Raw genomic sequence first — 23,990 nt, 5'->3', positions numbered from 1 at the left:
AGAGCCTGTTCCATCCCGATGGAATCGCTCTATCTCTGCGTTTGAGCATGATCACCAGAGAAAACCGGATTCCACTTTTCGGGATCATGCACTAGTATCCCCATAGCTCAACCAGATCGCGACCGATCAGGTCGCTGGCTGTGGAAACCTCGGCCGCGAACAGCTTTTTCAAATCGCCTGCTACGTCGTCGGCGATTTCCGTTTCGAAGCCTTCCGCGCGATTGTCCCAGTACTGCTGGTTCACCCCGACGCCTAGAAATCGCTGTAATTGTTGCTCCCATGCCCCCTTCGCGCACAAAGGCTGCGAATGGATCAGGTCCTCATAAATCAAGACCAGTATTTGTTTTCGGGGAAAGGATTGATAATAACGCCGCAAATGCCTGCCGTAGAAAGAGTGAACGATGTTCGTAGATGCAGAATACCAGGAATTATCCTGCGCTCTATGACTGCTGATCTCAATCAAGCCATTCTTTATGTACGAATTTATGTCCAGGCTTAGGTCCGGACCCAGCGATGCGTCGATCTTGCCCTTCATGTGCCGGTACTGTGAAATCACACGGCTGACCGGATCCCTGAGAGTCGCTATGATTTTTGCTTCCGGATTGTAAGATCTAATACGCTCCGCCACCTGCGCACTTGAGAGATAGACGGGCGAGATGTCGGCGAGATAGCGGTGGTCGATCGCTGCCCCGGTGAAGTGCATATCGTAGCGGGCGTCGGTGACGTCATCGTCGATGCCGAAGCCATTAACTTCTTTCTCTTCGGGTACAAAGACGTCTCGTGTAGCGCTCAGCATCCTTGCCAGGCTGCTCGTCGCAGTCCGTGGCGCACCGATCCCAATCAGATTTGCCCGCCTTGAGGTGGGCGTCTTCAATGCTGGCAAATTTGCCTCCCGGGAAAGCCGGCGACCAAGCGTGGCTTCAATATTCCTAATGTTCCTGTTGACGCGCCAAGGCGATCATTGTCGAGCGCCGCGCGCGCCACTATGAGCTTCGATAGAAAGTATGGAATGGGAAAATTATAGGTGACCGCGGCAATTACGGCGCAAGTCCCGGCAGTATCGGAGCCGGCTTTTCGGCGCATTCGCGCTCGCGATTTTGCAATGGCTTTGCTCCTTGGGCTCCTCTCCTTCCTGATCTACAACGCAAACCTGCGTTCGATAACCGCGGCCGACAGCTATGCGGCGCGCTACCTGCCCTTTTCGATCTGGCAGAATCACAGCCTGACCTTGAATCCAATTCTAACCATGGTGGCTCAGGGGCGAAAACCTCCAGCCACGCAGGATAAGGGTGACACCGCACACTGGGTTCTGAAGGTGCGGGGAGACCAATATGTATCGAAATTTCCCATTGTCGTTCCCGTCATCCTCTCCCCATTCTATTTGCCGGCAGTCATTTATCTGAACCACCATGGTTCCGACCCGCTGCTGTTCGACGAAGTCGCCCGGATCATGGAAAAGCTTTGCGCTTCTTCGTTGGCGGCGGTGTCCGTCGGTCTGCTCTATTTGCTCCTGCGACGACGGACGGATGAAGGGTGGGCCGCCATCCTGAGCCTGCTCTACGCATTTGGCACGACGACATGGGTCATCAGCAGCCAAGCCCTCTGGATGCATGGGCTCGCCCAGTTGCTGGTCGTGGCCGCCATGCTTTTGCTCACGGGACCAAGCACGGCATTGCGGGTCGTCCTGGCAGGACTGCTTTGCGGGCTTATCGCGGCGAACCGCCAGCCCGATGCCATACTGGCGGCGGGTCTGGGTATTTATGGCCTGTGGTGGGCCGGCCGCATAAGATCGTTATTCGTTTTGTCGGGCATGGTTCCCGTCGCATTGACCCTCGCCTACAATATCATGCTCGTCGGCAATGTTGCAGGGGCCTATGCGGTTCATGTTCGGCCCGAAAATTTCAACGACAGCATAATGGGCGGTATTGCAGGCCTTCTTATCAGTCCGACCCGGGGCCTCTTCGTCTTCTCACCGTTCCTGCTGTTCGTTCCCTTGTTTTTTCGTCGCGTCGCTGTCGAGCGCTCAGGACGAGGACTGACGGTAGCCGTTGGTTGCGCCATGATCGTGCAATTGCTTCTCTACGCCATGATCGATTGGAGGCAGGGCGTGTCCTGGGGGCCTCGATGGCTCACCGACATGCTGCCTATGCTGATGTGGATGCTTCCACCTGTCGTGAAGGCTCTATCTCGGAAAGGGCGTGTTGCATTCGGGCTTGCATCACTTGTGGCGATCTCGATGCAGACGATCGGTGCCTTCTGGTACACCGGCATCGCCGACACCCCCATCGTCACCGCCGACGGACCTGACAGAATGCGACCTGCCTGGGACATCCACAACGCAGCCTTTATCGCCGAACTCAGTCACCCGCGTGTCCAAGCCGATCTGATTGTCGATCTGCGTGGCAACATCGATGCCGTAAATGTCCCGCCCATCGGTCAAGGGACCGGCGGCGGGCAGCTTGAGATCCTTGGATGGTCGCTCACCAACGACCACTCTCCCAGCGACGTCGCCGTGCTGATCGATGGCCGGCCGGTCGCTGGAACCAGGGAATTCTTTGCCCGTGCCGATGTCGAGAAGGCGCTCGGCCAGGCGAGCCCGGCCGGGTGGCGCGTCACCATCCCAATCGACCAGGTAAACCCGGGAGAGCATCTGTTGGCGGTGTTGGTGCGCGCCACCGAGGGTGGCGAGCCTCGTCTGCTGAAGCAGACCTCTTTCTTCCTGGCGCCGGACAATGAGGCACTTGAGCATGTGACGGATCTGCCAAGTGCGGCACGGCGCGCCGGGCAGATGCTCGCAGGCCATCAGCAGGCCGGCGGCTATTGGCTGACCTCCTATACGAGCGCAACGCGATTTGAGCAGCCGCGCCAGGAACTCAATACCTACCTCAACGCCATCATGCTTGATGTCGTCAGCCCTGTCGCCGAAGCCGCCGGCGCGAAAGACATGCTTGCAAGGGCACGACAGTTCCTGGCTGCTCAGATCGAACAAACCGGCCTTGTTCGATACCACGGCCGACCAGATGCGCCCACGATCGGCACTCTCGGCTGCGCCATCACGCCCGATTCCGATGACACCGCCCTGGCATGGCGGGTCGCGCCCAGCGAAAAGAGTGAACTGCTGCAACCCGCGCTTGCCACCATAACGCAGTTCAGGCGGCCTGACGGACTCTACCGGACCTGGCTCGCGTCACGTGACAAATATCAATGCCTCGATCCCGGACGCGACCCCAATCCGGCGGATGTCGGGATCCAGATGCATCTATTCCTGTTTCTCGAACAGGTGGACAAACCGGCCGCGCGTTCGCTGTGCGAAGCGCTCGCGAAAAAAGCGGGCGACGACGATATCTGGGTCTACTACGCCGGTGCACCGCTCATGATCACTCTGCGGTTGGCAGACCTGGAAAAGGCCGGCTGCTCGCCGCAGTTTCCCCAAGCGCGACTGCGCACCGAAATTCCTGGACAGGAGATCTGGCTGCGCGCCGCCGACCAGCTTCGGCAGGTGGAAAGCCAAGCCGGCTCATATGCTGCCTACCAGCGTACGACCGACCTGCTGACCGATATCGCCGCGGATGACTTTTCCTTGATGAGCCATACGCCTCCGCTGCTGTATCACAATGACCTCACCGCGACGGTGAAGCGATTCTATTGGTCGCAAGATTTCGGATATGCGCTCTGGTTGCGGCTCTATTTCGAGAACGAACGTATGCTATCAAAGCTTCCTTGTGGTTCCGGCGGCTCGGAACAAAAATGTGGTGAGAAGTGACGCAAATCGCGAGCGAAACAGTCGGTCAAAGTCGCCCCCGGGCGGTACAGCTACTGTTCCGTTGGTTCTCTTGTATCCGTTTCGATGAAGTCGCAGCACTTCAGGCCACTCCGATCATCGGTGCGGTTTTTTCAATCGGAGCGCTGTCGGCGAGCCATGCTCTGACCGTGGCCACGATGATAGCCGGCAATTTCTGCCTGATGGCTCATGTGTTTGTTCTCAACGACTGGTCAGGGATCGACGGAGACCTCAGAGACCCGGACCGAGCCAACCGAACATTCGCGGCAAAAGGTTTGACGCGTACGGAAGTCGGCTATCTTGCCGGCTCATTGCTGGCGATCAGTCTGCTCCTGTTTGGGCTGATAAACATTAGGGCACTCGTTGCTGCAATGGCGATCGCCGGGTTGAGCGCTCTGTATTCCAGCCCCACCCTGCATTTGAAGGGTGCGCCGCTTTTCAACTCGGCCCTGCATTTTTTCGGCGGCTGCGCACATTTCCTGCTCGGCTATGCGGCTTTTGGCGCGATCGACGCACAGGGCCTCGTCGTAAGTTGTTTCTTTGGGTTGGTATTCACCGCCGGCCATTTCACGCATGAGGCGCGCGATTATGACGTTGACCTGCTCAACGGCATACGGACGAACGCTGTGGCGTTTGGCAAGACCAGAAGTTTTGTCGCAGGTCTCGTCCTTTTTATCTCGGCATATGCGTTCGTTGCCGCGTTGGCCGCGCTCGGGTTCGTTCCGCACGTCCTCGTCTTTGCCGCTGTATTCATTCCGGTACATCTGTGGGCTTCCTGCCGCGCCATGCGGGCCGGCCTCACTGCCGACAACCTCCGTCGACTGCAACGGTGTTACCGGGCGCTCTTCGCCATCATTGGCATCGTCATGATCCTGATGGTCGCTTTGTCCTAGCCGGCAGTGTCGGTTCCACCGCAACAGCTGACCCGACGGCCTCGAGGTTCCATGCTTTCCGTAATCGTACCGGTCTTCAACGAAGCAGAGACATTGCCACACGTCTTGGCGATGGTGAGTACGGCACTTCCCGCGGTGGCGAAGGAAATCATCGTCGTCGACGACGGCTCCTCCGACGGCACCCGCGAGTGGCTCAAGGCCAATTTTCCAACCGGTTCCCGCTACGCTACGTCTCTAACCGTCGGCGTCGACGGTGGTCTCGTCTTCGCGGACGAACCGGCGATTGCCCCCGTCACGGTGCGGCTGTTCTATCACGAAAGAAATAGCGGAAAAGGCGCTGCATTGCAGACCGGGCTGGCGGAAGTCAAAGGCGACGTCATAGTCATCCAGGACGCAGACCTTGAATACGATCCCGCGGACTGGACCGTTATGTATGACCTCATTGTCAGGCGAAAAATTGCAGACGTTGTCTACGGCTCACGTTTCTACGGCCGGCCTCATCGCTCGCTCTATTTCCACCACTATCTGGCCAATCGCTTCATCTCCCTGGCGTTTAATCTCCTTTATAATCAGACGCTTACCGACATCGAGTGCTGCTACAAGATGTTCACGCGGGACGTCATGAGCCGGCTGCGCCTGACCTGCAACGACTTTGGTTGTGAAATTCAGCTCAGCGCCCAGATCGCGCGTGCTGGCCGCTGGCGTATCTACGAGATGGGCATCAGCTATTTCGGCCGCACCTACGAGGAAGGCAAGAAGATCGGATGGCGCGATGGCGTCAAGGCAATCTGGTATCTCGCCCGCTTTCGGCTCTTTTCCTGAACCGAACGGCGCCGGCTCGGCTGCGATGGTTGATTGGTCCCGGCCCAATCAAGGCGTGCGGTGAGCGCTGGCCTTTTTGCTGTCAGCTCTCTGCAGCTGAGTTGATTTTCTCCAGTTCTGCCTCAAGCGTCTTGGCATACGCCTCGATCTGGGCCCGCGACTGTTCGAGGCTTTGGGCATATTCGACCGCGGCTTTGTTCGCCTCCCGCAACTGGACCAATGTTTCTTCCAGGGAGCTCGTGTAACGCGCGGCCTCCTCGGCACTCCGCGATCGCTCTTCCAACGTGACCTGCAAGCTGTGCACGTATCGACTAACCTCGCCCTTCAAAGTATCGCCGTCGGCGGCCTCTTCGCTCTGAGCCCGCGACTGTTCGAGGCTTCTGGCGTATTCGGCCGCGGCTTCGTTCGCCTCCCGTAGTCGGACCAGTGTTTCTTCCAGGGAACTGGCGTAACGCGCGGACTCCTCGGCACTTCGCGATCGCTCTTCCAGGGTCACCTGCAAGCTGTGAACATATCGACCCACCTCGCCCTTCAGCGCATTGCTGTTGGCTGCGATGATCGCCTGGGCGGTGCTTCGCTCGAGCGCCATTTTTTCCAGATGCTCGATGCCGATTGTCACCAGGCTCGATGGGACCTCGCCATTCTGCTGCCTGATCCAGTCGGAACTCCCTGCGGCCACAACGGCCAGAGACACACCGTCGAAGGCCATTCCGGTCTGCTTTGCCACGCCGCTGGCATAGCCAAGGCCATCCTGGTTCTGAAAAAGAATGGCGTCGAAATGCTGGGCGCGGAGGTGCCTCAACAACTGGATTGTTGAGGCCAGAAGGGACGGCTGGATCAGCGGGCCGTCCACGTCGAGATATTCGACGTCGAAGGAATGGCTTTCGGCAAAGTCCACGAAGGCATTCTCGTCCGCCTCGGTAAAAGCGCCGATGTCGACGATGGACATGTCGATGTCGGCGGCCATGGCGGCGTCGACCGCCGCTCTCGCCGCGCCGTCACCCTGGACAGGTTTCCAGAACAGGTCGCCGACAAAGCACAGCTTCCGCCGGCCCGTGCCCCGCCGCATGACGCGCAGGCGAGGACGCCCTGACGATCGCTGCGGGGGAGGAGGATGCTGAATGCCGGCATGGACATCGTCGAACGACTGCTTCACCGCGTCGAATACGGCAGGATCAGGCGTACGGCCTGCGGCGGCGCCATGCAGTTCGGAAAAGATCGGCGTGATCCATGCAGACCACACGCCCTGCCGGCAATCCAGGTCCTCAGGCTCTTGATGGTGGCGCAGTTCCCGCGACAGAAAGCCGTCGATCTCGGCAGCAGCATCCGGTATGGATTTTGGCCACGCGATCTTGAGTTCATCGCTCAGCCGGCGCGCGACCGATCTCCAGTCGTCCAGCAACGTCGAATAGTCGCAGAAAACCCTGTCGACGTCGCGCGTGTGTTCCTCGACTGCCAGATTGTACCGCAACCACAGCAGGCCCCCTCGCTCCAGAGGCCAGGATTGCCAGTCGCCTCCCAGGCTCTGCCGCTTCGCCAGCGAGAGCGCGACTTCCACCGGATTGCGCGAGATGACGACTGCGACGCACCGTATTTCCAGTTTGGCCAGCGCGACGCGCCACAAGGGAAACAGCAGCGAGATCCGCGGATCCTTCAGCACGAAAAGCGGATCGTCGCCGTATTCATCGGTAATCAGATCTTTCAGCCTGTCGACAAAGGCCTGTGCCGCAGGCCGTTGCAGCCATTCGCTGGAGGGTCCGTGGACATCGTTTTCGGGCGATTCGGCCAGACCCAGGATCTCATCGTTGAGGCGAACAGCGCCTTCCGGCTCCCAATGGCCGGTCACGTTGCCCAATCCCGCCGGATTGAGGTTGCGCGGCAAGGAGGCGCCGAGGAAACTGAGCATGCGCGCCAGCGCAGAGGTGCCGCTGCGGTGCATCCCTACGACGACTATGGCGGTTCTGCTGGTCATGAGACTTCCAGGGATAGGCGCTTGGTGTTTAACCGCGATCGAACATTACGGACGGGCAGGGCCATACGGGAAACCAGTTGAGTTGTTGGCAACGATAGCACCCGCATGCATAGTCGCCGCCTGGCGCGCGTAACCGACATATGACGTCCGGGTCATACTTTCATCTCCTGATTGAAACAGGACTTGGATTGGAGATTAGAGAGATGCACTCAACAGCACCAGTATCTTCCGGTGACCGCGACAGAGCCCAGGCGATCGTTTCAACGGTGCCGCATTGGCACCACAAATTTGAAGTGTTCCCGGGTGTGGTCACTCCGGGCTCTTACGATCCCCGGTTCCTGCTCGAAAAACTGCGATTGCCTGCCGATATGACTGGCCTGCGGGCATTGGACATCGGCCCCTCGGACGGCTTCTTTTCGATGCACATGGCTCGTCGTGGAGCGCAGGTGACGGCAGTCGACTATCGGGCCAAAAATGGCCACGGATTTGAAGCCATGGAGCAACTGACCGGTTTGGAATTCGATTACAGGCAGATGAACCTGTATGACATTCCCGGCTCGGATATCGGTGAGTTCGATCTCGTGCTGTTTCTGGGCGTTCTCTATCATCTGCCCGACATGATGCGCGCGCTGAACATTGTTTCCCGGCTGTGTCGGAGCCGCCTGCTTGTTGAAACGCAGTTCGAACCGGACCTGATGCCCGGCGTGGCGGTCGCGAAGTACTACGAAGCCGGCACACTTGCCGGCGACATCACCAATTTCTGGGCCCCCAACAGGGAATGCCTCTTTGCCATGTTGCGGGACACCGGCTTTCAGATCGATCGGGATGACGATTGGGGCAAGCGCCTGATGGTGGACGCTTCCGTTAGCGGTCAAGCAAAAGGGGAAAAGACGGGGCTGGCTTATGGCCTGATTTGAAACGCGGATGGTTTCTGGCCAGGCCGTTTCCTTAGGCATTTGAAGTGATCCCGGCCATCAGCGGAGATGCTCGCCAAGCGAGAGCAAGTGTTCTATGCTCTCTGCCGGCACCGCATGGTCGTGATGTCGATACGGAAGTCTGTTGTCGTAGGCAGGGGGGTTCCATGTTCGAAGTCGTCGGGTTCTGGTGGAAAACACGCTCGAGAAGCTGGCTCGCCATAGAGGCACTTGGCTTGATCGTTGCTCTGTCCGTGTTGCTTTTGCCCGGACTGGGTACCGCGAACGCGCAACCGAACTGGACGCTTGATCCGACCGCCTCGGTGCTCACCTATCAGTCGGTCAAGAAGAACACGATCGTCGAAACCAACAAGATCAGGAATATTTCCGGCAGCCTTACCTCGACGGGTGATGCCAAGGTCACCTTCGACCTCAATTCGGTCGATACGGGGGTCGACCTTCGCAATGTCCGCATGCGGTTCCTTTTCTTCGAGACATTCAAGTTTCCGTCGGCCGAACTGACCGCCAAGGTGGATCCCGCGGCATTTGCCGACCTGGCGAGCAAGCGACGCGTGAAGGCGGTTCTTCCGTTCCGTCTCAACCTGCACGGGGTCGACAAGGATCTCGAGGCCAATATCGTCGTGACCATGATCAGCGACAACATGGTATCGGTCGCTTCGGAGGCTCCTGTCGCCGTGCATGTGGAAGACTTTGGGCTGCTGCCGAACGTCGACAAACTCCAGCAGGCGGCCAATGTGACCAACATTGTTCCGACGGCATCGGTGTCGTTCGATTTCGTGTTCACCGCTGACGGCAGCAAGTCGGCTGCTCCCCAGCCCGTCGCGGCGAGCGCGGCCGATGTCGGCCCTGTCGCCACCGATGCGGCGAAGACCAACTTCAGCGACGAGGAGTGCCTCAACAGGTTCGCGGTGCTTTCGCGCACCGGGGCTATCTACTTTCGAACCGCGAGCGCGCGGCTCGATGCCCAAAGCCGCCCGCTGCTCACGGAGGTCGTCGGTGTCGTTGGCAAGTGCCCGGGCCTGAAGGTCGAGGTTTCCGGATACACCGATTCCGATGGGTCGCCTGTCGAGAACAAGCACTTGTCGGAGCGCAGGGCCGAGGCGGTTGCCGACGCCATTGTTGCCGCGGGCATTCCTCGCACGCAGATCGCGGCGACCGGCTATGGCGAGGATCGGCCAGTTGCCGCCAACGACACGCCGAAGAACAAGGCGCTCAATCGGCGGATCGAGTTTTCCGCCACCAAGCTCGTCAACTGAGGAAGGATCCGTTGTCCCGGTGGGTGTCGATCTGATTGCCCGTTGCGGTGGCCTTATGCGCGGCATCGGGCTCGTAGCGCTGGCACTGCTTTTGACCTTGTCGGCCGCCAGTGCCGAACGCCGCGTTGCGCTGGTCCTTGGCAACTCCCAGTATGAGCATGCCCCGGCGCTGACCAATCCGGTACGCGACGCCCAGGCAATGGCCGAACGCCTGAAGAGCCTGGATTTTGAAGTCGTTTCCGGCTTCGATCTGACCAAATTGCAGACCCAGACGACGATTGCACAGTTCGCAAAGCAGGTGCGTGGCGCCGACATCGCCCTTTTCTTCTATGCCGGCCACGGGTTGCAGGTTTCAGGCAGCAACTACCTTCTTCCGGTCGATGCAGCACTCGAGGACGAGACGTCGCTGGATTTCGAGGCGGTGCCGGTGGATTTCGTCCTGCGACAAATGTCGCGCGAGACCAGCATCAGGCTGATTTTCCTCGATGCGTGTCGTGACAATCCCCTTGCCGAGGTGTTGGCAAAGGCCGCCGGCGTCAAGGGAGCAAGAAGCGGCCTTGCCGAAATCCCGATCGAGAATGGCGGCGCCGGCACGCTGGTCGCGTTCGCCACCAGCCCCAACCAGGTCGCTTATGATGGATCGGGCGAACATTCGCCGTTCGCCTCGGCGCTGCTCGCGCACATGGGCGAAACAAATGTTTCCATCACCGAAGCGATGAACCGTGTTACCGCCGATGTCTTCAAGGCGACCGCCGGCAAACAGCGGCCCTGGATCAATGTCTCGCTGACCACCGAGGTCGTCCTGCACAAGATCGATCTCAACGCGCCGCTGATCGTCGGCGAGGCGAGCGCGCCGCAACCGGAAGGCGGCTCGGATGTGCGCAATGCCACGGCAAATCCGTCGGGCTCCGGCGACGACACCCAACTTGCACTCAATGTGCTTCGTCAGAAGATCCCGAAGCTTGCCTCGGACGACCCCATCTTTTTCGACCACCCTATCGATTTCGGTGATCCGGAAATCGATGGCAAGAGCATTGCCGAGCTCATCAAGGGCAAGCCACGCTTCAGTCCGGTGGAGGGGCTCGACAAGTCGGTATGGGAAGGCAAGCACTGCGACGGCTGCCACGAATGGAACGAAGCACGGCTGTGCGAACAGGCGAAAAATTTCGCCTCCAACGATGTCTCTGTTTTGCGCTTGCAGCATCCGCTTGGGACACGCTTCAAGGTGGCACTCGCCAAGTGGGCTCAAGGTGGCTGCAAGTAGCCGGCAGAACCACAAAGACCTGAAGCGCGTCGCCCGAATCCGTTCGAACGCGACACGCCTTAAGCTCTAGTATGCATCCGCTGATTGGCGCAGCGCCTCGATCTCGGCCATCTGGATGCCCATTTCGACAAATGCAGAAAGAACGGAAAACCGGTCAGCGAGCGCGACACGTGCCAGTCCGGCCAGAATCCCCGCATTGACCGCATGGGCAGCAGGAAATGGTTGCAAGGCGGATTCCGTCGCGGCCATGGCCGAACCATTGTCACGCCATCCCGCGGCCAGGGCAATCCAGCCGACCGGCGTTGTTGGCGATGTCGCCGCGGCCGTGCTGACGGCTGCCCGATGACGGGGACTGTCCGGTTCGCCCACCCAGTCGCGAACAAGCGCCAGCAGCTCGTGATCGGCCTCATCGAACAGGTCGGTCAGGTGGCTCAAACATTCATGGGCCCACCACACCGCGGCCCGCTCGGGAAGCAGGTAGGCACAGAATGTAATCGCTTCCTCGGGAACGCGCCCGGCGAGGAGGTCGCGGCAGAACTCGATCGGGTGCTGTTCGGTTGGAAGGGTTCGCATGTCCCGGGCAATAGCGGGACAAGCCATGAAAAGATCCCGTGCCGTTTTGAATCGGAGCCCATTGGCCATGACCGCCACGCTTTCATCGAGGAGCTTTGGCCACTCAAGCCCCCGGCGGGGCGCGGGTCAAGTCTCAACCCGCGGCGCGGCAACAACTGTCGGTCGGCAGCGTCGTGCCTCAGCGTTTGGCGACAGACAATTGCCTCGGAATTTGGTATGATCGCAGCCGCTCGAAATCTGGTGCTCAAACAGGAGGAGCCGCTATGCAGTGGAGCAGTTCAGCCTTTGTGTTGGCGGTCGTGTTTTTCTCGACCCACGCTTCCGCCGACCCCGTTCAGAAATCAGAAGACATTGTGAAGTTTTTTGCCGGTGCGGCCGATCTCGGCAAGTCGCGGGGAATTTGTGTCGGCTCCGAGGAGGAGTGCAAAAGCAAGAGCAAGGCAGGTGACACAGCAGGACAAAAATCCGGCCTCGACATGCTGATCAATTTCGGGCTGAATTCGGCCGAACTCGACACGACCGCGCGCGCGGAACTCGGCGAGTTCGCCAAAGCCCTGAAGGACAACCGGCTGAGCACTTTCAACTTCGTCGTCGAGGGATACACCGACGCTTCCGGTTCGGCCCGCTACAATGAGGGGCTGTCTCAGCGACGGGCGCAATCGGTGACGGCCTTCCTGACGGCCAGCGGCATCGAGACTGCGCGCATCAACGCGATCGGCATGGGTGAAAAAAATCCGCGCAGCCCCAACCCGTACGATCCTGTGAACCGCCGTGTGGAAATGCGGATAAAGACGCAATAGCCGCCCAAAACCGCACGGCGATCCTTGGAACGCCGGCGGTCAGTCCTTGAGCACGCCGCCTACGGCCACACCGGTGCCGAAGATCAGCGCCTTGGTGAGGAAGTCATTGTTGTCCTGGGGTGGCGGAAGATCATCCTGCCGCACTATAGTCTCGCGGTTGCGCCGCTTCTGAACGACCTTCTGTTGTTTGCGGGGTTTCTGTGCCACCGGCTTCGGCGTGCGGACCTTCTGCACCACCTGCTTTTTCGGCTGCGCCGTGCGGGCTTGATCGGCAGCGTGCCTGGCCCGCACACCTTCCATCATTGGATCTGTCTGGATCACCAGGAACGCCAGTTGCTCGCGCGTCAAATAGCTGGTCTGCGGGAGACCGTTCTTCGCTTGCCAGATGCCGATCGCCTGACGGGTCTGTGGGCCTATGGTGCCGTCGATGCGCCCAAGCTCATTGCCCAACGCTTCGATGCGCAATTGCAGGTCGATGCGGCCCTGGCGATCGAGGCCGATCGCACTTTCGGTCAACTCGGTGCCCGGTATTTGCTTCACCTCGTCCGGAACGCCGACCGAGGTGCGCACGGTAGAGCCGGAACTGGCGTTCGCCTGGTCCGTATCGAGTGCCGCGACCTGCCGGTTCTGGGCTTTCGGGTCGTTCAATTCGTCGATGTTCAGCCGCGCCACGGTGGCGAAGCGACCGTTCGGAAACTGGTCGAGATAGGCCTCGTAGAACGGAATTGAATTGCGCTTCGAAGCCTCATCCCAAAGACGTTGCTCGACTTCCCAGGAAGGAGGATCACTGGCAACAGGGGCAGGAGGGGATGTCGCCGCGCCATTCGATCCGTCGGCCATGGGATTTGCAGCCGGCGCCGCTGGCGCGACGGGTTTTCCCAGGAAAACCTCGCGTCCCAGCGACGCGTTATGCCAGGGCCTCTGGCGACCTTGCGTGGTTTCGGTCACTTCGCCGCGCACGCGCGTCAGCGCACCCTGGATTTCGACACCGGGTTCGGTCAGATGCCTGGCGAGCGCCGTCGAGTAAGGACTGTCGACCCCATTGCCGTCGAAAGCGATGGCGCCAGGATCCGTTGCATAGGCAATCAGGAGGCCGCCGGTTCCGACGCCGTCAGATTTTGCTTCGACCGGCGCCAGACCGGTACCCAACGAGGTGGAGCGGCTCTTCGGCATCGCGGCGGCCAACGTTCTTGCCAGCGGATTGTCGCGGCAGGCATCGAGGATGATGACGCCAACCGCCGGGTCGGGCGGCAAAGCAGCCATGAAATCGTCGATCTGAACGGTGCGGGTCTTGAGAAAGGCCGGCGACGTCAATTCGGCGTCGACCGGTATCAGGTAGTTCTTGCCGTCGACCTGCATGCCGTGGCCGGCATAGAAAATGACCGCGAGGTCAGCGTCGTAGGATTGCTCGGTAAACCGGCTGATGAGGCTGCGCATGCCTGCATTGTCCTGGTCGACCCCTTCGATCACCTCGAACCCGGCATTGCGCAGTGTCGACGCGATGAGGCGGGCATCGTTGGCGGGATTGGGCAAGGTAACCGCATGGACGTATTTGCTGTTGCCGATCACCAGCGCGACGCGCTTGGCGTCGGGCGCGGCAGCCTCGGCGCCGGCGGCGGCCTGGGCGCCGAATGCGGCAAGGAAAAACAGGATAAACCCGCTCAGAAAGACGGCTAACGCTTTCATGGACCAGCCCTCCGCCCATCAGGGCGCGCTATTGATGTCTGCGCATGCTAAATTTCGTCGGCGACAGAGTCGCCTGTGCCAAAAAATGGCTCCTGGGCGTATGTGATCTTGACCATGATTTTGGTTCACAAACGGCCCGAAAAAACTTTGTCTATGATAACACTTGGCAGCAGGAACACCAATAGTCCGGGAGGCTCACACCGCGCGGCCGGGTTCAAAGCGTATTCTGAATCGAGCTTATGAGGGCTGTGACGGCCTGCTTGTATTTTTCGAATTCCGGCGATGTCTGGCGGATCTCCGTGGTCGTTGTCTGCGGGCCGGCGTCAGTGGCCATGCGGCTCAGCTTTTGGCCCATCTTCCTTTCGGCCCAGTCCACCACATAACTGGCTGTCTTGCCGGTGAGAAACGGGTTGGCCTGGATGACGGCCGACCCCAGCACGGCGCTCAGTTGCGCCGAACCCGCCGCCGACAGCACCTGATGCGCGCCTTCCATTCCCAGGAAATGACAGAGATACAGCCGGCCGGCTGTGATCGGGTGACCGCGCGCCCGAAGGTAGGCCTCGCCTTCGCGTGCCAGATTGCGCACCATCTCACGCGAGATCGTGGCGTCGTAGCGCAGGGCGAGCAGGTCGGCAGTTGACAGCGTGCGCGCAAGTTCCGGGCGGTAGGTATTCATCATCCTGATCCAGGTCTTCGTTATGAACTGACCGGCGCCGGTCGCTGAAGAAAGTGGGTTTTTGGCGCGAGCGCTGCCACCACTTTCGACATGAACGATACGGTCGGTGAGCGTTTCGACGGCGGAATCGTCCGAAGCGATCGCGGTAACCGTGCCCAGGGGGTCGATTGCCTCGCCGTTCTGATAAAGTTCGAAATGCAGGTGAGGCCCGGTCGAAAGGCCGGTGGTGCCGATGTAGCCAATGATGTCGCCGGCTTTCACCTTGGTGCCGACACCGGCCGCGATTGCAAATTTCTGCATATGCGCATAGCGCGTCTCGCGCCCGTTTCCATGCGAAATCTTCACCAGATTGCCATAGTTGCCTCCATCGCCCTGGAAGGTGATCTCGCCATCGAAGGCGGCTGCGATCGGCGTGCCCACTGGCGCCGCCCAGTCGACGCCCTTGTGGATGCGAACGGTCCCGAGAATTGGATGCTTGCGTGGCCCGAAGGTGGAGGTCATGACCCCGTTGACCGGCGTGACCATGCCGTTGGTGACGGTCAGCGAGCGAACCTGATCGTCACCCGAAACGCATGCAAACTGGCCGTCGCTTTGCTGGAAGACGAAACAGTCGAGGCTTTTCTCGGTGCCCTGGACGCCCACATACAGCACCCGCCCGGCACCCTCGTCCTTGCCGCGCGGCGTCTGCGAATAGATCAGCACAAGACGCTGGTCCTCGCTTGCAAAGGCGTCCAGATCCTGTCCTCTCGAGAGATACATGATCGCTTCGCCGATCACGCCGGTCGGAACATTGTTGCGGGCCGCCGTCGAGTAGATCGCGTCGAGCAGACGATATTGCCTTTTGTGCGTGCCTTCCGCCTGTGCGCCCGAATAGTTGAACAGGTCTTCGCGGACCCAGGGATCGACACCCGATACGAACGCGCCGGCGGCGTTGCGCGTCAGCGTGCCGACAAACACGTTCTTGGCGTAGACCGAAACCTGCATGAGGGACATCGTCGTCGTCTCGCGCGTCGGCCTGAACCCGCGCATGGCAACGACATAGCCGGGTTCCAGGCCGTCCCGGTTGAAAAGCGCCTTCAGGGCCTCGCCTGCCAGCTTGGCATCGTCGGCGGAGAAATGCGCATCCAGGATTACGCTGTCCAGGCTGCGGTCGTTGAGGATCTTCACGAACGTGTCTTCGGTCGCCTCGAACCGCTGATACTCATTGGTGACGACCGCGACGCTCGTGTTGTTTTCGATCTGGGTCTTCTGGAATGCAGGAAGGGCTGCATCACCTGCATCGATTGTCTCACCCCAGCCGGCTTCGGGATCGTCGACGTCGGCCTTCTGGTCCGAAGCTGCCGCCGGTTCCCCCGCTTCCGGCGATGGCTCAAGATCGTTCTGCAGATCGCCGGATGGCGCTGGAGCGGTCTTTCGTTGCGCCTGGAAGAATGCGAAATCCTCCTGCGTGGATGGAATCGTCGTCATGAATTTCTCGCTGGCGCTCAGCATGACGTCGGACAGAATTTCGATCTGGGGAGAAACGCCGGCCTGATCGAGCTCCGCCGGGCGCGGCATCGTTCGGCCCTTCGTTGCGGCACCGGCATCGGGCGCCAGCGTGATCCACATCGGATCCCCGGCGAGGTCGATGATGGCAGGCACATAGACGGATGCATCGGCCGGCACATCGTCCACTCCTTCGACCGCGTGCAACTCCTCATCTTCGTCGCCGAACGACCAGTAGTCCGCGGTGAGGTAGAACCCGGCGGCGATCGAAAGCAGGACAACCACTGCCAGACCGGCAACAAGCCTGCGCCAAAGCGTGCGCCTGCGAAGGGCCGCGCGCGCCTGCTTTTTCTGCTTGAAGCTCGTGTCGATACTGTGCGTCACGGATTGCTTCCGGTCAGGAAGAAGGTCCACCGCACCTGTTCAAGCGTATCGACTTCGAGAAATTGCGCCGCGATGTGGCCGCGCTGCCAGCATTCGTCGATGCCGCGTATCGAGAAACGGCGCCGCTCGATGCACATTTCGGTCGATCCGGTGAGGATCGCATGACCAAACACGTCCGTCGCATAGATGTAGATGTAGCGGTTCGTCAGTTCCTCGCGGATGACGTTCACGCATTGATTGGCCCCGATGGTCCACCAGCCGTCGGTCTGGTCCGCATTGTCGATCTTCTGGCCGACGGCGAGATTGACGACGTCGAGCGTCTGGTTGCAGACGGTGAATTCGGCGCGCGCTTCGCTGGATGACAGCACGGCCAGCAGTGCCACGCCCGCCATGACCGCAAGCCTCATGCGGCCCGTCAGCGCAAGCAGGGCTCGAACCGGATCACGCTGCTTTATGGGCAGGTCGGCAGACGAGTTGGGCAAACACGAGCGGCGGCGTTCCATCGGGCGCCCATGCTATCCGCCGAGCCGGAAATACTTGGCAGTGGCTGAGAACTGAGACCCGTCGGTCTCGATTTCTTCCAGGATCTTGGGCAGCAGCACTGAAGCTGGCGTGGGCGTGGAGAACGTAGCCGCCTGGATATCCTGGGGCCCCGTGATCACCAGTATGATCTGCGGCACCGCCTTTCCGGCGGCCTTGTCGGCGGCGCCGAGACCAATCGGGATGCTGAAGCTAGCCTTGCCCGATTGTGCGACAATGCGGTCGTCGAGATTGAACACCATGCCTTTGTGATCGATCAGCAGCACGCTGGAAATGAGCCCGCCACGCGTCACCAGCGTGCCGCTGATCGGCGTACCGTTCGGCACCGATGTCCGATCGAGAGCGAGCTGCGGCTTGTCGGCCGCAGTCTGCCCCACAAAGCGCAGAAAGTTGGTGACTTCGCATTGGCTTGGCTCAATGAGGCGGACGCTGATGTCCGGCTCGACATGGAACCTTGCCTGGAAATCGCCCAGCATCTGCTCGAATGGCTGGACCGCCGTTCCAAATCCTTCGATCGCGGCGGCCTTGTCGGTTGCCGACGTCATGGTGGCGTAGAAACAGTCGCCGCCGCCGAAGTCGCGAACCCAGGCGACACGTTGCGCGATGTCGTCGACGGCCGGGGGAACCTCCGGTTTGGGCACGTTCAACGCGACGACTGGTTGGTCCGGCTGTTTGGCTGCCGGCGACGCAGCCTTTTGGCTCTCGGCGTTCGCGACATCCGTCTGGCTTGCAGTGGGTTTGGGCGCCGGCGCGGGCGCTGCCGGCGGGCTGGTCTGTGGCTCGGGCTTTTGGCTCTCGACAACCTTTGGCTCAGCCGGCGGCGGCGTTGACACCGTCTCGGCTGCTGGCGGGGCTGGAGCGGTCGTGTCAGGCGGAGCCGACGTTTGACTGTCGCTGGTCATCGTATTTGGCGCGACTGCGGGCGATGGTTTTTCGGGCGTCGGCTGCGCGTCGGTTGCGGACGGCTTCGCGGGCTCCTCGGTCTGCGAGTGGACTTCGGCGGGCTTGGCCGGCTGCTGCTTTTGCGCCGCGGCGGCATCTTGCTGATTGTCAGCTGTCGGTGCGCTGGCCTCCGGCTGCGCGGGCGGAACCGCCTTTGCCGGCTCGGGGGCGTTCGCGACATTGTCCGCGGGGGCGGGCTTTGACGTTTCTGCCGCGGGCTGTGATGGCTCTGGCGCGGAAAGCGATGTCTTGCCGGCCGTCGGCGTCGCAGGCGTCATGAATCCGCCCAGATACAGGCCAGCGCCTGAGGCGACAGCCAGCGCCGCCATGGCGGCGATCGCCATGGTTCGGGTCTTTGTGGATTTTCCAGGTGCATGCGCGGTGACCGCGCGTGGCGGACCGGCGATCGCCGGAGGCCGCGCCTCGGACAAATGCGCGGGCCGCACATGCGGGACGAAGGGCTGTCCACCTGCACCCGTTGCGGGCGAGGCGTCGCGCCTCTCGACATTGGAAGGCCGGGCCTGGGTCCTGGTGTCCGGCGCAAGGGTTCCCCCGGCTCGCGGCAAACCCGTCCGGTGGGGTGTGGTGGAAGTCGGCGGCGTTGTCCCCTCGCTGTCGTCACGCGTCATCCTGGCGATTTCCGCCATGCTGATCGGCCGGTCTTGCGGATCCGGCTGCAGCATGGCTTCAACAATGTCACGAAAATCGTCGTCGATGTCGGAGAGATCAGGCACGGTCCGGCGCTTTTCGATGACCTCGAACTGCGACCCGCTCATGTCGATCGGCTTGCCGCGCAAAGCCGCAACCAGCACCAGGCCCAGGCTGTAGATGTCCGACTGTTCGCTGACGTCGCCGCCGTAGAGCCCGAGCTGTTCGGGTGAGACGTAGTTGTACTTTCCGGCGAATTTTCCGCCGATCAGTGTCTCACCACCCACTGTCGCCGATCGTGCGATACCGAAATCGATGATCTTTGCACGGTCGACCCGGCCTCCCGGCAGGATGATGTTGTCCGGGGAGAGGTCGCGGTGGATCGCTCCCGCCTGATGCACGGCGCTCAGGCCGGACGCGAGGCGATGGCAGAGCTTGCGCACCTCTTCCGTCGGCATCGCGCCGCGTCGCATGATGTCGAACAGCGACTCGCCGTCGACGAATTCCATGGCAAGGTAGGGACGGCCGATCCCGGGATCGATCGTGAAGACGTGATACCGCACGACCGCATCATGCGACAGGTGATTGAGGATCGATGCCTCCTTGCGGAACAGGGACAAGATCGTCTGGTCACGGGCGAACTCGGGCAGGACGATCTTGATCGCGACGTGATCGCCGGTCTGGATGTTGTGGCCCCGGTAGACCTCGCCCATGCCACCGAATGCGATCCGCTCGTCAAGCTCGTAGATGCCGCTGAGTTGCGTGCCCACGGCGGTGTTGGCCACGCCCGCCGATATTCGCGTCTTGTCGTCGGCGCTCATCAGCCTCAACCCTCCGCCTTGTACGGATCTGGACGGGGCGATTTCCCATCGCGCCCGTCTCCGATCTTCACAAGCACGATAGTCACGTTGTCTGTTCCGCCACGCGCCAGCACCGTTTCCAGCAGGTTTTCGCAGGCCGCCTGAGGTGTCGCGGACACGGTCGCCGCCTCGATCTCGGCGTCGGTGACATGTGCCGTCAGCCCGTCTGTGCTCAACACAAAAATGTCCCCCGGCATGATTTCGCCTTGCTGGAAATCGATGACGATCTCGTCGCTGACGCCGACCGCGTGCGTAATGACATTGCGGCGCGGCCAGGTGAGCGCTTCGGCTGGGCTGATCATGCCCCTGTCGACGAGTTCCTGAACTTCGGTGTGGTCCTTCGAGATCTGCGAGATCGAGGCGTTGCGGATCAGATAGACACGGCTGTCACCCGCCCACAGGCAGGCAAACCGCCCATCCATCGCCAGCAGGGCGGCAACGGTGGAGCCGATGGTTATGCCGCGAGATTCGGATATGCCGCGGATCTCGGCATTGGCCCTGCTCAGCCTGTCCTCGAAGCGCGCCCGAAGATCAGGTGCGGAGCTCGCTATGCCGATCGTTGCCAGATGATCGACGATACTGGCGGAAGCGACCTCTCCCGCGTCATGTCCACCCATTCCGTCAGCGACCACCCAGAGCCCGGTTTGCGGCTCGACCAGATAGTTGTCTTCATTGAGCTCACGGACACAGCCTTTGTGGCTCACGCCGAAGCTTTCAAAGGGAAGGGCGACATTGTTCAACTTGCCACCAAGCGCTTCTCAAGCGTCCTCTGCGGCGCACCTTTGGGCGCTCGCTCGCGCCACTTTGCCACAGGCTCGAACATTAAAGTATCGAAAACTAAGCTTTGGGGTGGGTGGTCTACGGACCGGCGCCATGTCGACCAGATCAACCCCATCTCAAAACGCCTTGGGACAGCTGAACCCGGAAAGCGCGGGGAGGAAGAAGGGGTTGGAGCCGGAGCCAGTCTGGACCGAATAGGTAACGTCGCGTCCACCGATGACGAAGCGTGCTTGCACGCTGCTGTCGTTGCTGGTGATGGCGGCCTTGTCCAGAAGCCGCTTCAGTGCCCACTGCCCTTCGAACTTGATGGCGGATTCGCGGCCTGGCATTTCCGGCGTCAGGCTTAGACTGGTGGACGCGGAAGCCGTACCGCTCGGCCAGGTCACCGTGCTCGGTGCGTTGTCGGTCTGGTTGCTCTGGACGATCTGACCATCGACGTCGAGTATCGCCGCATCGGCATCGCCATGCAGTGAGAACGGTGTGAAGGTGACGCTGACCGAGGGCACAGAACCGCCCGCTGGAAAGAAGGCGCTGCGGATCTCCGCAGCCAGCTGAAAGTCTTTCAGGGTCGATTTCGACAGGTCGCGTCCAAAACGCGCATCCTGTTTCCAGCTCCAGTCCTGTCCGGTCATGTCGATCAGCGATGCAAGATTTTGTGCGAAGAACCGGTCCATCAACCCGCCTGGGGCGAACAATTTCGCGAAATCCGCCATGGCAACATCCTCGGTGCCGTCGCCGGCAAAGGGATAACGGCCGTTGATCGCCGCCTCGCAGGGGGCCGTGACCGTCTGGTCGAGTAGCTGGTTCAAGTTTGCCACCGAGGTTTCGGCGACGTTGCCTTCAAACTCATCTGCCGTCGCGTTGACCATCCGGCCGAGTTGCCTGGGCAGGCGCGAGACATTGGCGCGAAGAGTGGCTATCTGCAGCTGCAGGTTCGTATTGACCCGCTCGGTCTGCGAAGGAACTTCGGCTGCCAGTTGCAGGCTCTGGAAGATATCGCTGAAGTTCTGGGTCAGTGCGTCGATCGGGCGGTGTCCGGCAGGGCCGTTCACAAGCGCCTGGAATGATCTGAACTGCGCTTCAATGTTCGCACCTGGATTCAGGTTCTGCATGGCGGCAGACCCTGTGCCGGCGCGGCTTTGCGATTTGCCCGTGGCGATTTGTATGCCGATGCGGGCCAGGCCCCTGGCGAAATCCGCGGCGTTTCCTGGCTGGTTTTGAGCCGTGCCTGCTTCAGTCTCGGCGCCGGGACCGTTGCCGTCGCCTGCGTCTCGCGTCAGGGCTGTTTCATTGGCGATCGCCGCAAACAGCTGGTTTATTGGCGAGGTTGGCGAGGCAGCGGCTGAAAGCGCGATGTAGTGCGGCTTGTCCGTCAGCATCGCCTTGAATTTCAACTGATCGAGAACGCTGTTCCACGCCGCTGCGAACTCCTTCCCGTAGCGATCGAGAAGTTCGGGTCCGAGCTTGAGCAATTGCTGATCGATGTCGCCTTGTTCGCCGCCCCCACCGAGAACCCACTGCTCGTCGACGAGCATCTGCGCCATGTGCGAAAGTTGCCGGAGATAGAAGCTGCTGAAGCCGGCATGGGTGTAGAGACCGGGAACACGAAGACCTGACAGATCGCTGCCATCGATGCGCTCGAACAGCAGCGGTGCTTCCGGGCCACCTTTCTGGGAGACGGAAAAATCGTCCAGCGCTGCCGCGTATACCGCCGACTTGATCAATGCGGTAGCTCGGTCGGCAAGGCTCATGCGCCCGAGAGAGCGTTGAGCGGCTTCAACAAGCGGCTGGTTGAGTTGGAAGACGGGATCATAAGCATCGTCCAGGGCGAGCATGGCGCGCAGATGCTTTTCGAGTTGCTCGCGTCCTTCGCGGTTGTTTTCGCCTGGATATCGGTTCTGTTCCCAATCCTGCTTCATCCAGGAAACGATCAGCGCGTCATCGACCTTCGGCGACTTGCCGCCAAGCATCAGATAGATTTTCAACGGTTCGTAGAGCGCGACGGGATCAGCCATCTTGGCCTGGATCGTCCGCTCGGCCTGGATCAGCAGGCGTGATCGGAACATTCGTTCCAGCGCTTGCCGATAAGCCGTTTTGGATGCCGAGAGAAGTCTCTCCCGCTGGCTGAGGCCGAACGTCTCCTCGATCGGTGTCGGCAAGTCACCGGTTTCGAACCCGGCCGGCAGATCACGCAACTGGTCGAGCGGGCCGATGACGTTTTCGAGGTCGACATCGGTGACCGTGGTCGCCTTGAGCAGCGGGGCCGCCGTCTCGCGATACTGGCCTATGGCCACAGTTGTGGAGGCGATCAGCGACCGGTTGGCCGCGAAGCTCAGGGCGAGCGTACCCAGTGCAGCGGCCGCGACCAATGTTATTGCGCCGAGGCCGCCGAATCTGGCGATTGCCGCACGCCTTGCAGCCGATCTGTCGTACGAAACCCATCCGGATTCGGCAAAAATGACGTCCGTCAGCAGATCGTGCAGAAAGAAACTCTTTCCGGTGCCGGAAAGGTGGGCTTTCGAACCGCTGCCGAAACTGCGGCCGATAGCGCCCAGCACCTGATCGATGGGCGTTCCCTCTTGCGTGCCTGACGAGAAGTAGAGCCCACGCAGGCTGACGTTCACCTGGCTGCGGGTCGGGTCGAACAGGCTGGCGACAAAACTGGTAATTCGCCCCCGGAGCGCGCCGAACTGTACCGGAAAGCCAAAGATGGAGATGCGGGTGACCGGATCGGCTTCTTCCTGGAGGCGGTCGGCCATCTCGTCTGCCAATCGCTTTGCCAGCGCGTCGAATTCGGCAGGGGCCTCGGCGGCCATGTTCCTGTCGCGTTCCGCGGTCTGGAATGTCGCGCCCCATACCTTGCGCCTGCGCGGCTCGTCGAAACCGCCGAAGTAATCCATGAACCCGGAAACAAGATCAGCCTTGGTGAACAGCAGATACACCGGGAACTGGATTTTCAGCGTCTCGTGGATTTCCCTGAGGCGGCTGCGTATCTCGACCACGTGCGCATCAAGCTGCTGATCGTCGAGGCTCATCAGATCGCCAAGGCTGATGGCCAGGATGACGCCATTTATCGGTTGCCTGGTGCGATATCGCTTGAGCAGCGACAAGAAGGCGAGCCAGCTCGTCTTGTCGCTCTCGGCATTGGAGTCCTGCGTCGTGTAGCGTCCGGCGGTGTCGATCAGCACGGCCTGGTCGGTGAACCACCAGTCGCAGGCGCGTGTTCCGCCTACGCCGGCCACCGGTTGGGCGGTCCCCGAACCGGCAAGTGGAAAATTCAGACCCGAATTGACCAGTGCCGTTGTCTTGCCGGCACCCGGCGGACCTATGACGACGTACCAGGGGATCTCGTAGAGGAAGTTGCGCTTGCCGCTCGACCGTTTGAGCGCCGCCACGGCCTCATTCATGCGGGCTTCGAGCACCCGCGAATCGTCGTCGCGGTCGTCGTTGTGTGCAACGATAGTTTCGAGCTTTTTTTGCGCCTTTCTCGCTTGCCAGAAACGCACCCCGTAGAAAAGCGCCAGTGCCGCCACGATCACGCCAATGATCGTCGCGCGCAGCCAGGCAGGTCCGAGCGGGCGGGTATCGGCGAAGCGGATCAAGGGCCCGGCAAACCACACTGCCGCCGCGAAACCGGCCAGCGCGGTCACGCTGAACATCCGCAGCAGCCAACGCGTCATGGGCGCTTCCACC

The 23,990-nt window shown here is 60.8% G+C and carries 16 protein-coding genes; 7 read left to right on the top strand and 9 right to left on the bottom strand.

All coding sequences use genetic code 11. The features are described 5' to 3' along the window. Positions 1-91: 91 nt before the first annotated feature. The gene (locus AC1RZR_RS30095) at positions 92-883 is read right to left on the bottom strand and encodes a sulfotransferase family protein (protein ID WP_477273309.1); all 792 of its coding nucleotides are present in this window, start codon (positions 881-883) and stop codon (positions 92-94) included. A 141-nt stretch (positions 884-1,024) separates the two neighbouring features. Here AC1RZR_RS30095 and AC1RZR_RS30090 point away from each other — a divergent pair, with 141 nt between their 5' ends. From AC1RZR_RS30090 to AC1RZR_RS30080, 3 genes are read left to right on the top strand one after another with little or no spacing between them, the layout of a single operon-like run. Then, entirely contained in the window at positions 1,025-3,763 is a 2,739-nt protein-coding gene (locus AC1RZR_RS30090; RefSeq protein WP_481826892.1) for a hypothetical protein, read from the top strand. Beyond that, positions 3,760-4,674, top strand: coding sequence for a UbiA family prenyltransferase (locus AC1RZR_RS30085; RefSeq protein WP_481826891.1), 915 nt, complete (start codon positions 3,760-3,762; stop codon positions 4,672-4,674). Before AC1RZR_RS30090 ends, AC1RZR_RS30085 begins: the two co-directional genes overlap by 4 nt. Positions 4,675-4,725: 51 nt before the next feature. Beyond that, complete coding sequence (locus AC1RZR_RS30080; protein WP_477273315.1) at positions 4,726-5,496, top strand: glycosyltransferase family 2 protein; 771 nt, start codon at positions 4,726-4,728, stop codon at positions 5,494-5,496. A gap of 82 nt (positions 5,497-5,578) precedes the next feature. Here the strand turns inward: AC1RZR_RS30080 and AC1RZR_RS30075 are convergent, their stop codons facing one another. Then, a complete protein-coding gene (locus AC1RZR_RS30075) occupies positions 5,579-7,468 on the bottom strand; it encodes a sulfotransferase family protein (RefSeq protein WP_481826890.1) in 1,890 nt (629 codons plus the stop codon). 203 nt (positions 7,469-7,671) lie between these two features. Between AC1RZR_RS30075 and AC1RZR_RS30070 the strand changes: the two genes are divergently transcribed. From AC1RZR_RS30070 to AC1RZR_RS30060, 3 genes are all read left to right on the top strand, one after another. Next, positions 7,672-8,385: a class I SAM-dependent methyltransferase gene (locus AC1RZR_RS30070; protein WP_481826889.1), complete on the top strand. Its 714-nt coding sequence runs from the start codon at positions 7,672-7,674 to the stop codon at positions 8,383-8,385. 164 nt (positions 8,386-8,549) lie between these two features. After that, positions 8,550-9,659 carry an OmpA family protein gene (locus AC1RZR_RS30065; RefSeq protein ID WP_481826888.1) on the top strand — a complete coding sequence of 370 codons (1,110 nt, stop codon included), beginning with the start codon at positions 8,550-8,552 and terminating at the stop codon, positions 9,657-9,659. 19 nt (positions 9,660-9,678) lie between these two features. Beyond that, a complete protein-coding gene (locus AC1RZR_RS30060; protein ID WP_477273323.1) occupies positions 9,679-10,923 on the top strand; it encodes a caspase family protein in 1,245 nt (414 codons plus the stop codon). 66 nt (positions 10,924-10,989) lie between these two features. Here the strand turns inward: AC1RZR_RS30060 and AC1RZR_RS30055 are convergent, their stop codons facing one another. Further along, positions 10,990-11,565: a DUF6931 family protein gene (locus AC1RZR_RS30055; protein ID WP_477273325.1), complete on the bottom strand. Its 576-nt coding sequence runs from the start codon at positions 11,563-11,565 to the stop codon at positions 10,990-10,992. A gap of 194 nt (positions 11,566-11,759) precedes the next feature. Between AC1RZR_RS30055 and AC1RZR_RS30050 the strand changes: the two genes are divergently transcribed. Beyond that, on the top strand, positions 11,760-12,296 hold the full coding sequence (locus AC1RZR_RS30050) for an OmpA family protein (RefSeq protein WP_477274103.1): 537 nt from the start codon (positions 11,760-11,762) through the stop codon (positions 12,294-12,296). Positions 12,297-12,335: 39 nt separating this feature from the next. Here the strand turns inward: AC1RZR_RS30050 and AC1RZR_RS30045 are convergent, their stop codons facing one another. The 6 genes from AC1RZR_RS30045 to tssM all read right to left on the bottom strand — a co-directional run bounded on the left by AC1RZR_RS30045 (position 12,336) and on the right by tssM (position 23,977). Next, on the bottom strand, positions 12,336-13,982 hold the full coding sequence (locus AC1RZR_RS30045; RefSeq protein ID WP_481826887.1) for a caspase family protein: 1,647 nt from the start codon (positions 13,980-13,982) through the stop codon (positions 12,336-12,338). Positions 13,983-14,196: 214 nt separating this feature from the next. Then, positions 14,197-16,527, bottom strand: a complete 2,331-nt coding sequence (locus AC1RZR_RS30040; RefSeq protein WP_481826886.1) for a M23 family metallopeptidase — start codon at positions 16,525-16,527, stop codon at positions 14,197-14,199. After that, entirely contained in the window at positions 16,524-16,934 is a 411-nt protein-coding gene (locus AC1RZR_RS30035) for a DUF1036 domain-containing protein (RefSeq protein WP_477273331.1), read from the bottom strand. Before AC1RZR_RS30035 ends, AC1RZR_RS30040 begins: the two co-directional genes overlap by 4 nt. A 108-nt stretch (positions 16,935-17,042) precedes the next feature. Beyond that, positions 17,043-19,478, bottom strand: a complete 2,436-nt coding sequence (locus AC1RZR_RS30030; protein ID WP_481826885.1) for a serine/threonine-protein kinase — start codon at positions 19,476-19,478, stop codon at positions 17,043-17,045. A gap of 5 nt (positions 19,479-19,483) precedes the next feature. Then, positions 19,484-20,257 carry a PP2C family protein-serine/threonine phosphatase gene (locus tag AC1RZR_RS30025; protein WP_477273333.1) on the bottom strand — a complete coding sequence of 258 codons (774 nt, stop codon included), beginning with the start codon at positions 20,255-20,257 and terminating at the stop codon, positions 19,484-19,486. A 156-nt stretch (positions 20,258-20,413) separates the two neighbouring features. Further along, positions 20,414-23,977 (bottom strand): type VI secretion system membrane subunit TssM, encoded by a 3,564-nt coding sequence (gene tssM / locus AC1RZR_RS30020; protein WP_481826884.1) that lies wholly within the window; start codon positions 23,975-23,977, stop codon positions 20,414-20,416. Positions 23,978-23,990: the final 13 nt, after the last annotated feature.

The organism is Mesorhizobium bavaricum (genome assembly GCF_056781655.1).
Note: the sequence above shows the minus strand (reverse complement) of the source record. Positions and strands in the feature narration are given on the sequence as shown.

Excerpts from the sequence above, each read along its gene's own strand:
- AC1RZR_RS30080 (WP_477273315.1), top strand. The coding sequence starts at position 4,726 with ATGCTTTCCGTAATCGTACCGGTCTTCAACGAAGCAGAGACATTGCCA.
- AC1RZR_RS30075 (WP_481826890.1), bottom strand. The coding sequence starts at position 7,468 with ATGACCAGCAGAACCGCCATAGTCGTCGTAGGGATGCACCGCAGCGGC.
- AC1RZR_RS30070 (WP_481826889.1), top strand. The coding sequence starts at position 7,672 with ATGCACTCAACAGCACCAGTATCTTCCGGTGACCGCGACAGAGCCCAG.
- AC1RZR_RS30065 (WP_481826888.1), top strand. The coding sequence starts at position 8,550 with ATGTTCGAAGTCGTCGGGTTCTGGTGGAAAACACGCTCGAGAAGCTGG.
- AC1RZR_RS30055 (WP_477273325.1), bottom strand. The coding sequence starts at position 11,565 with ATGGCCAATGGGCTCCGATTCAAAACGGCACGGGATCTTTTCATGGCT.
- AC1RZR_RS30050 (WP_477274103.1), top strand. The coding sequence starts at position 11,760 with ATGCAGTGGAGCAGTTCAGCCTTTGTGTTGGCGGTCGTGTTTTTCTCG.
- AC1RZR_RS30045 (WP_481826887.1), bottom strand. The coding sequence starts at position 13,982 with ATGAAAGCGTTAGCCGTCTTTCTGAGCGGGTTTATCCTGTTTTTCCTT.
- AC1RZR_RS30035 (WP_477273331.1), bottom strand. The coding sequence starts at position 16,934 with ATGAGGCTTGCGGTCATGGCGGGCGTGGCACTGCTGGCCGTGCTGTCA.
- AC1RZR_RS30030 (WP_481826885.1), bottom strand. The coding sequence starts at position 19,478 with ATGAGCGCCGACGACAAGACGCGAATATCGGCGGGCGTGGCCAACACC.
- tssM (WP_481826884.1), bottom strand. The coding sequence starts at position 23,977 with ATGACGCGTTGGCTGCTGCGGATGTTCAGCGTGACCGCGCTGGCCGGT.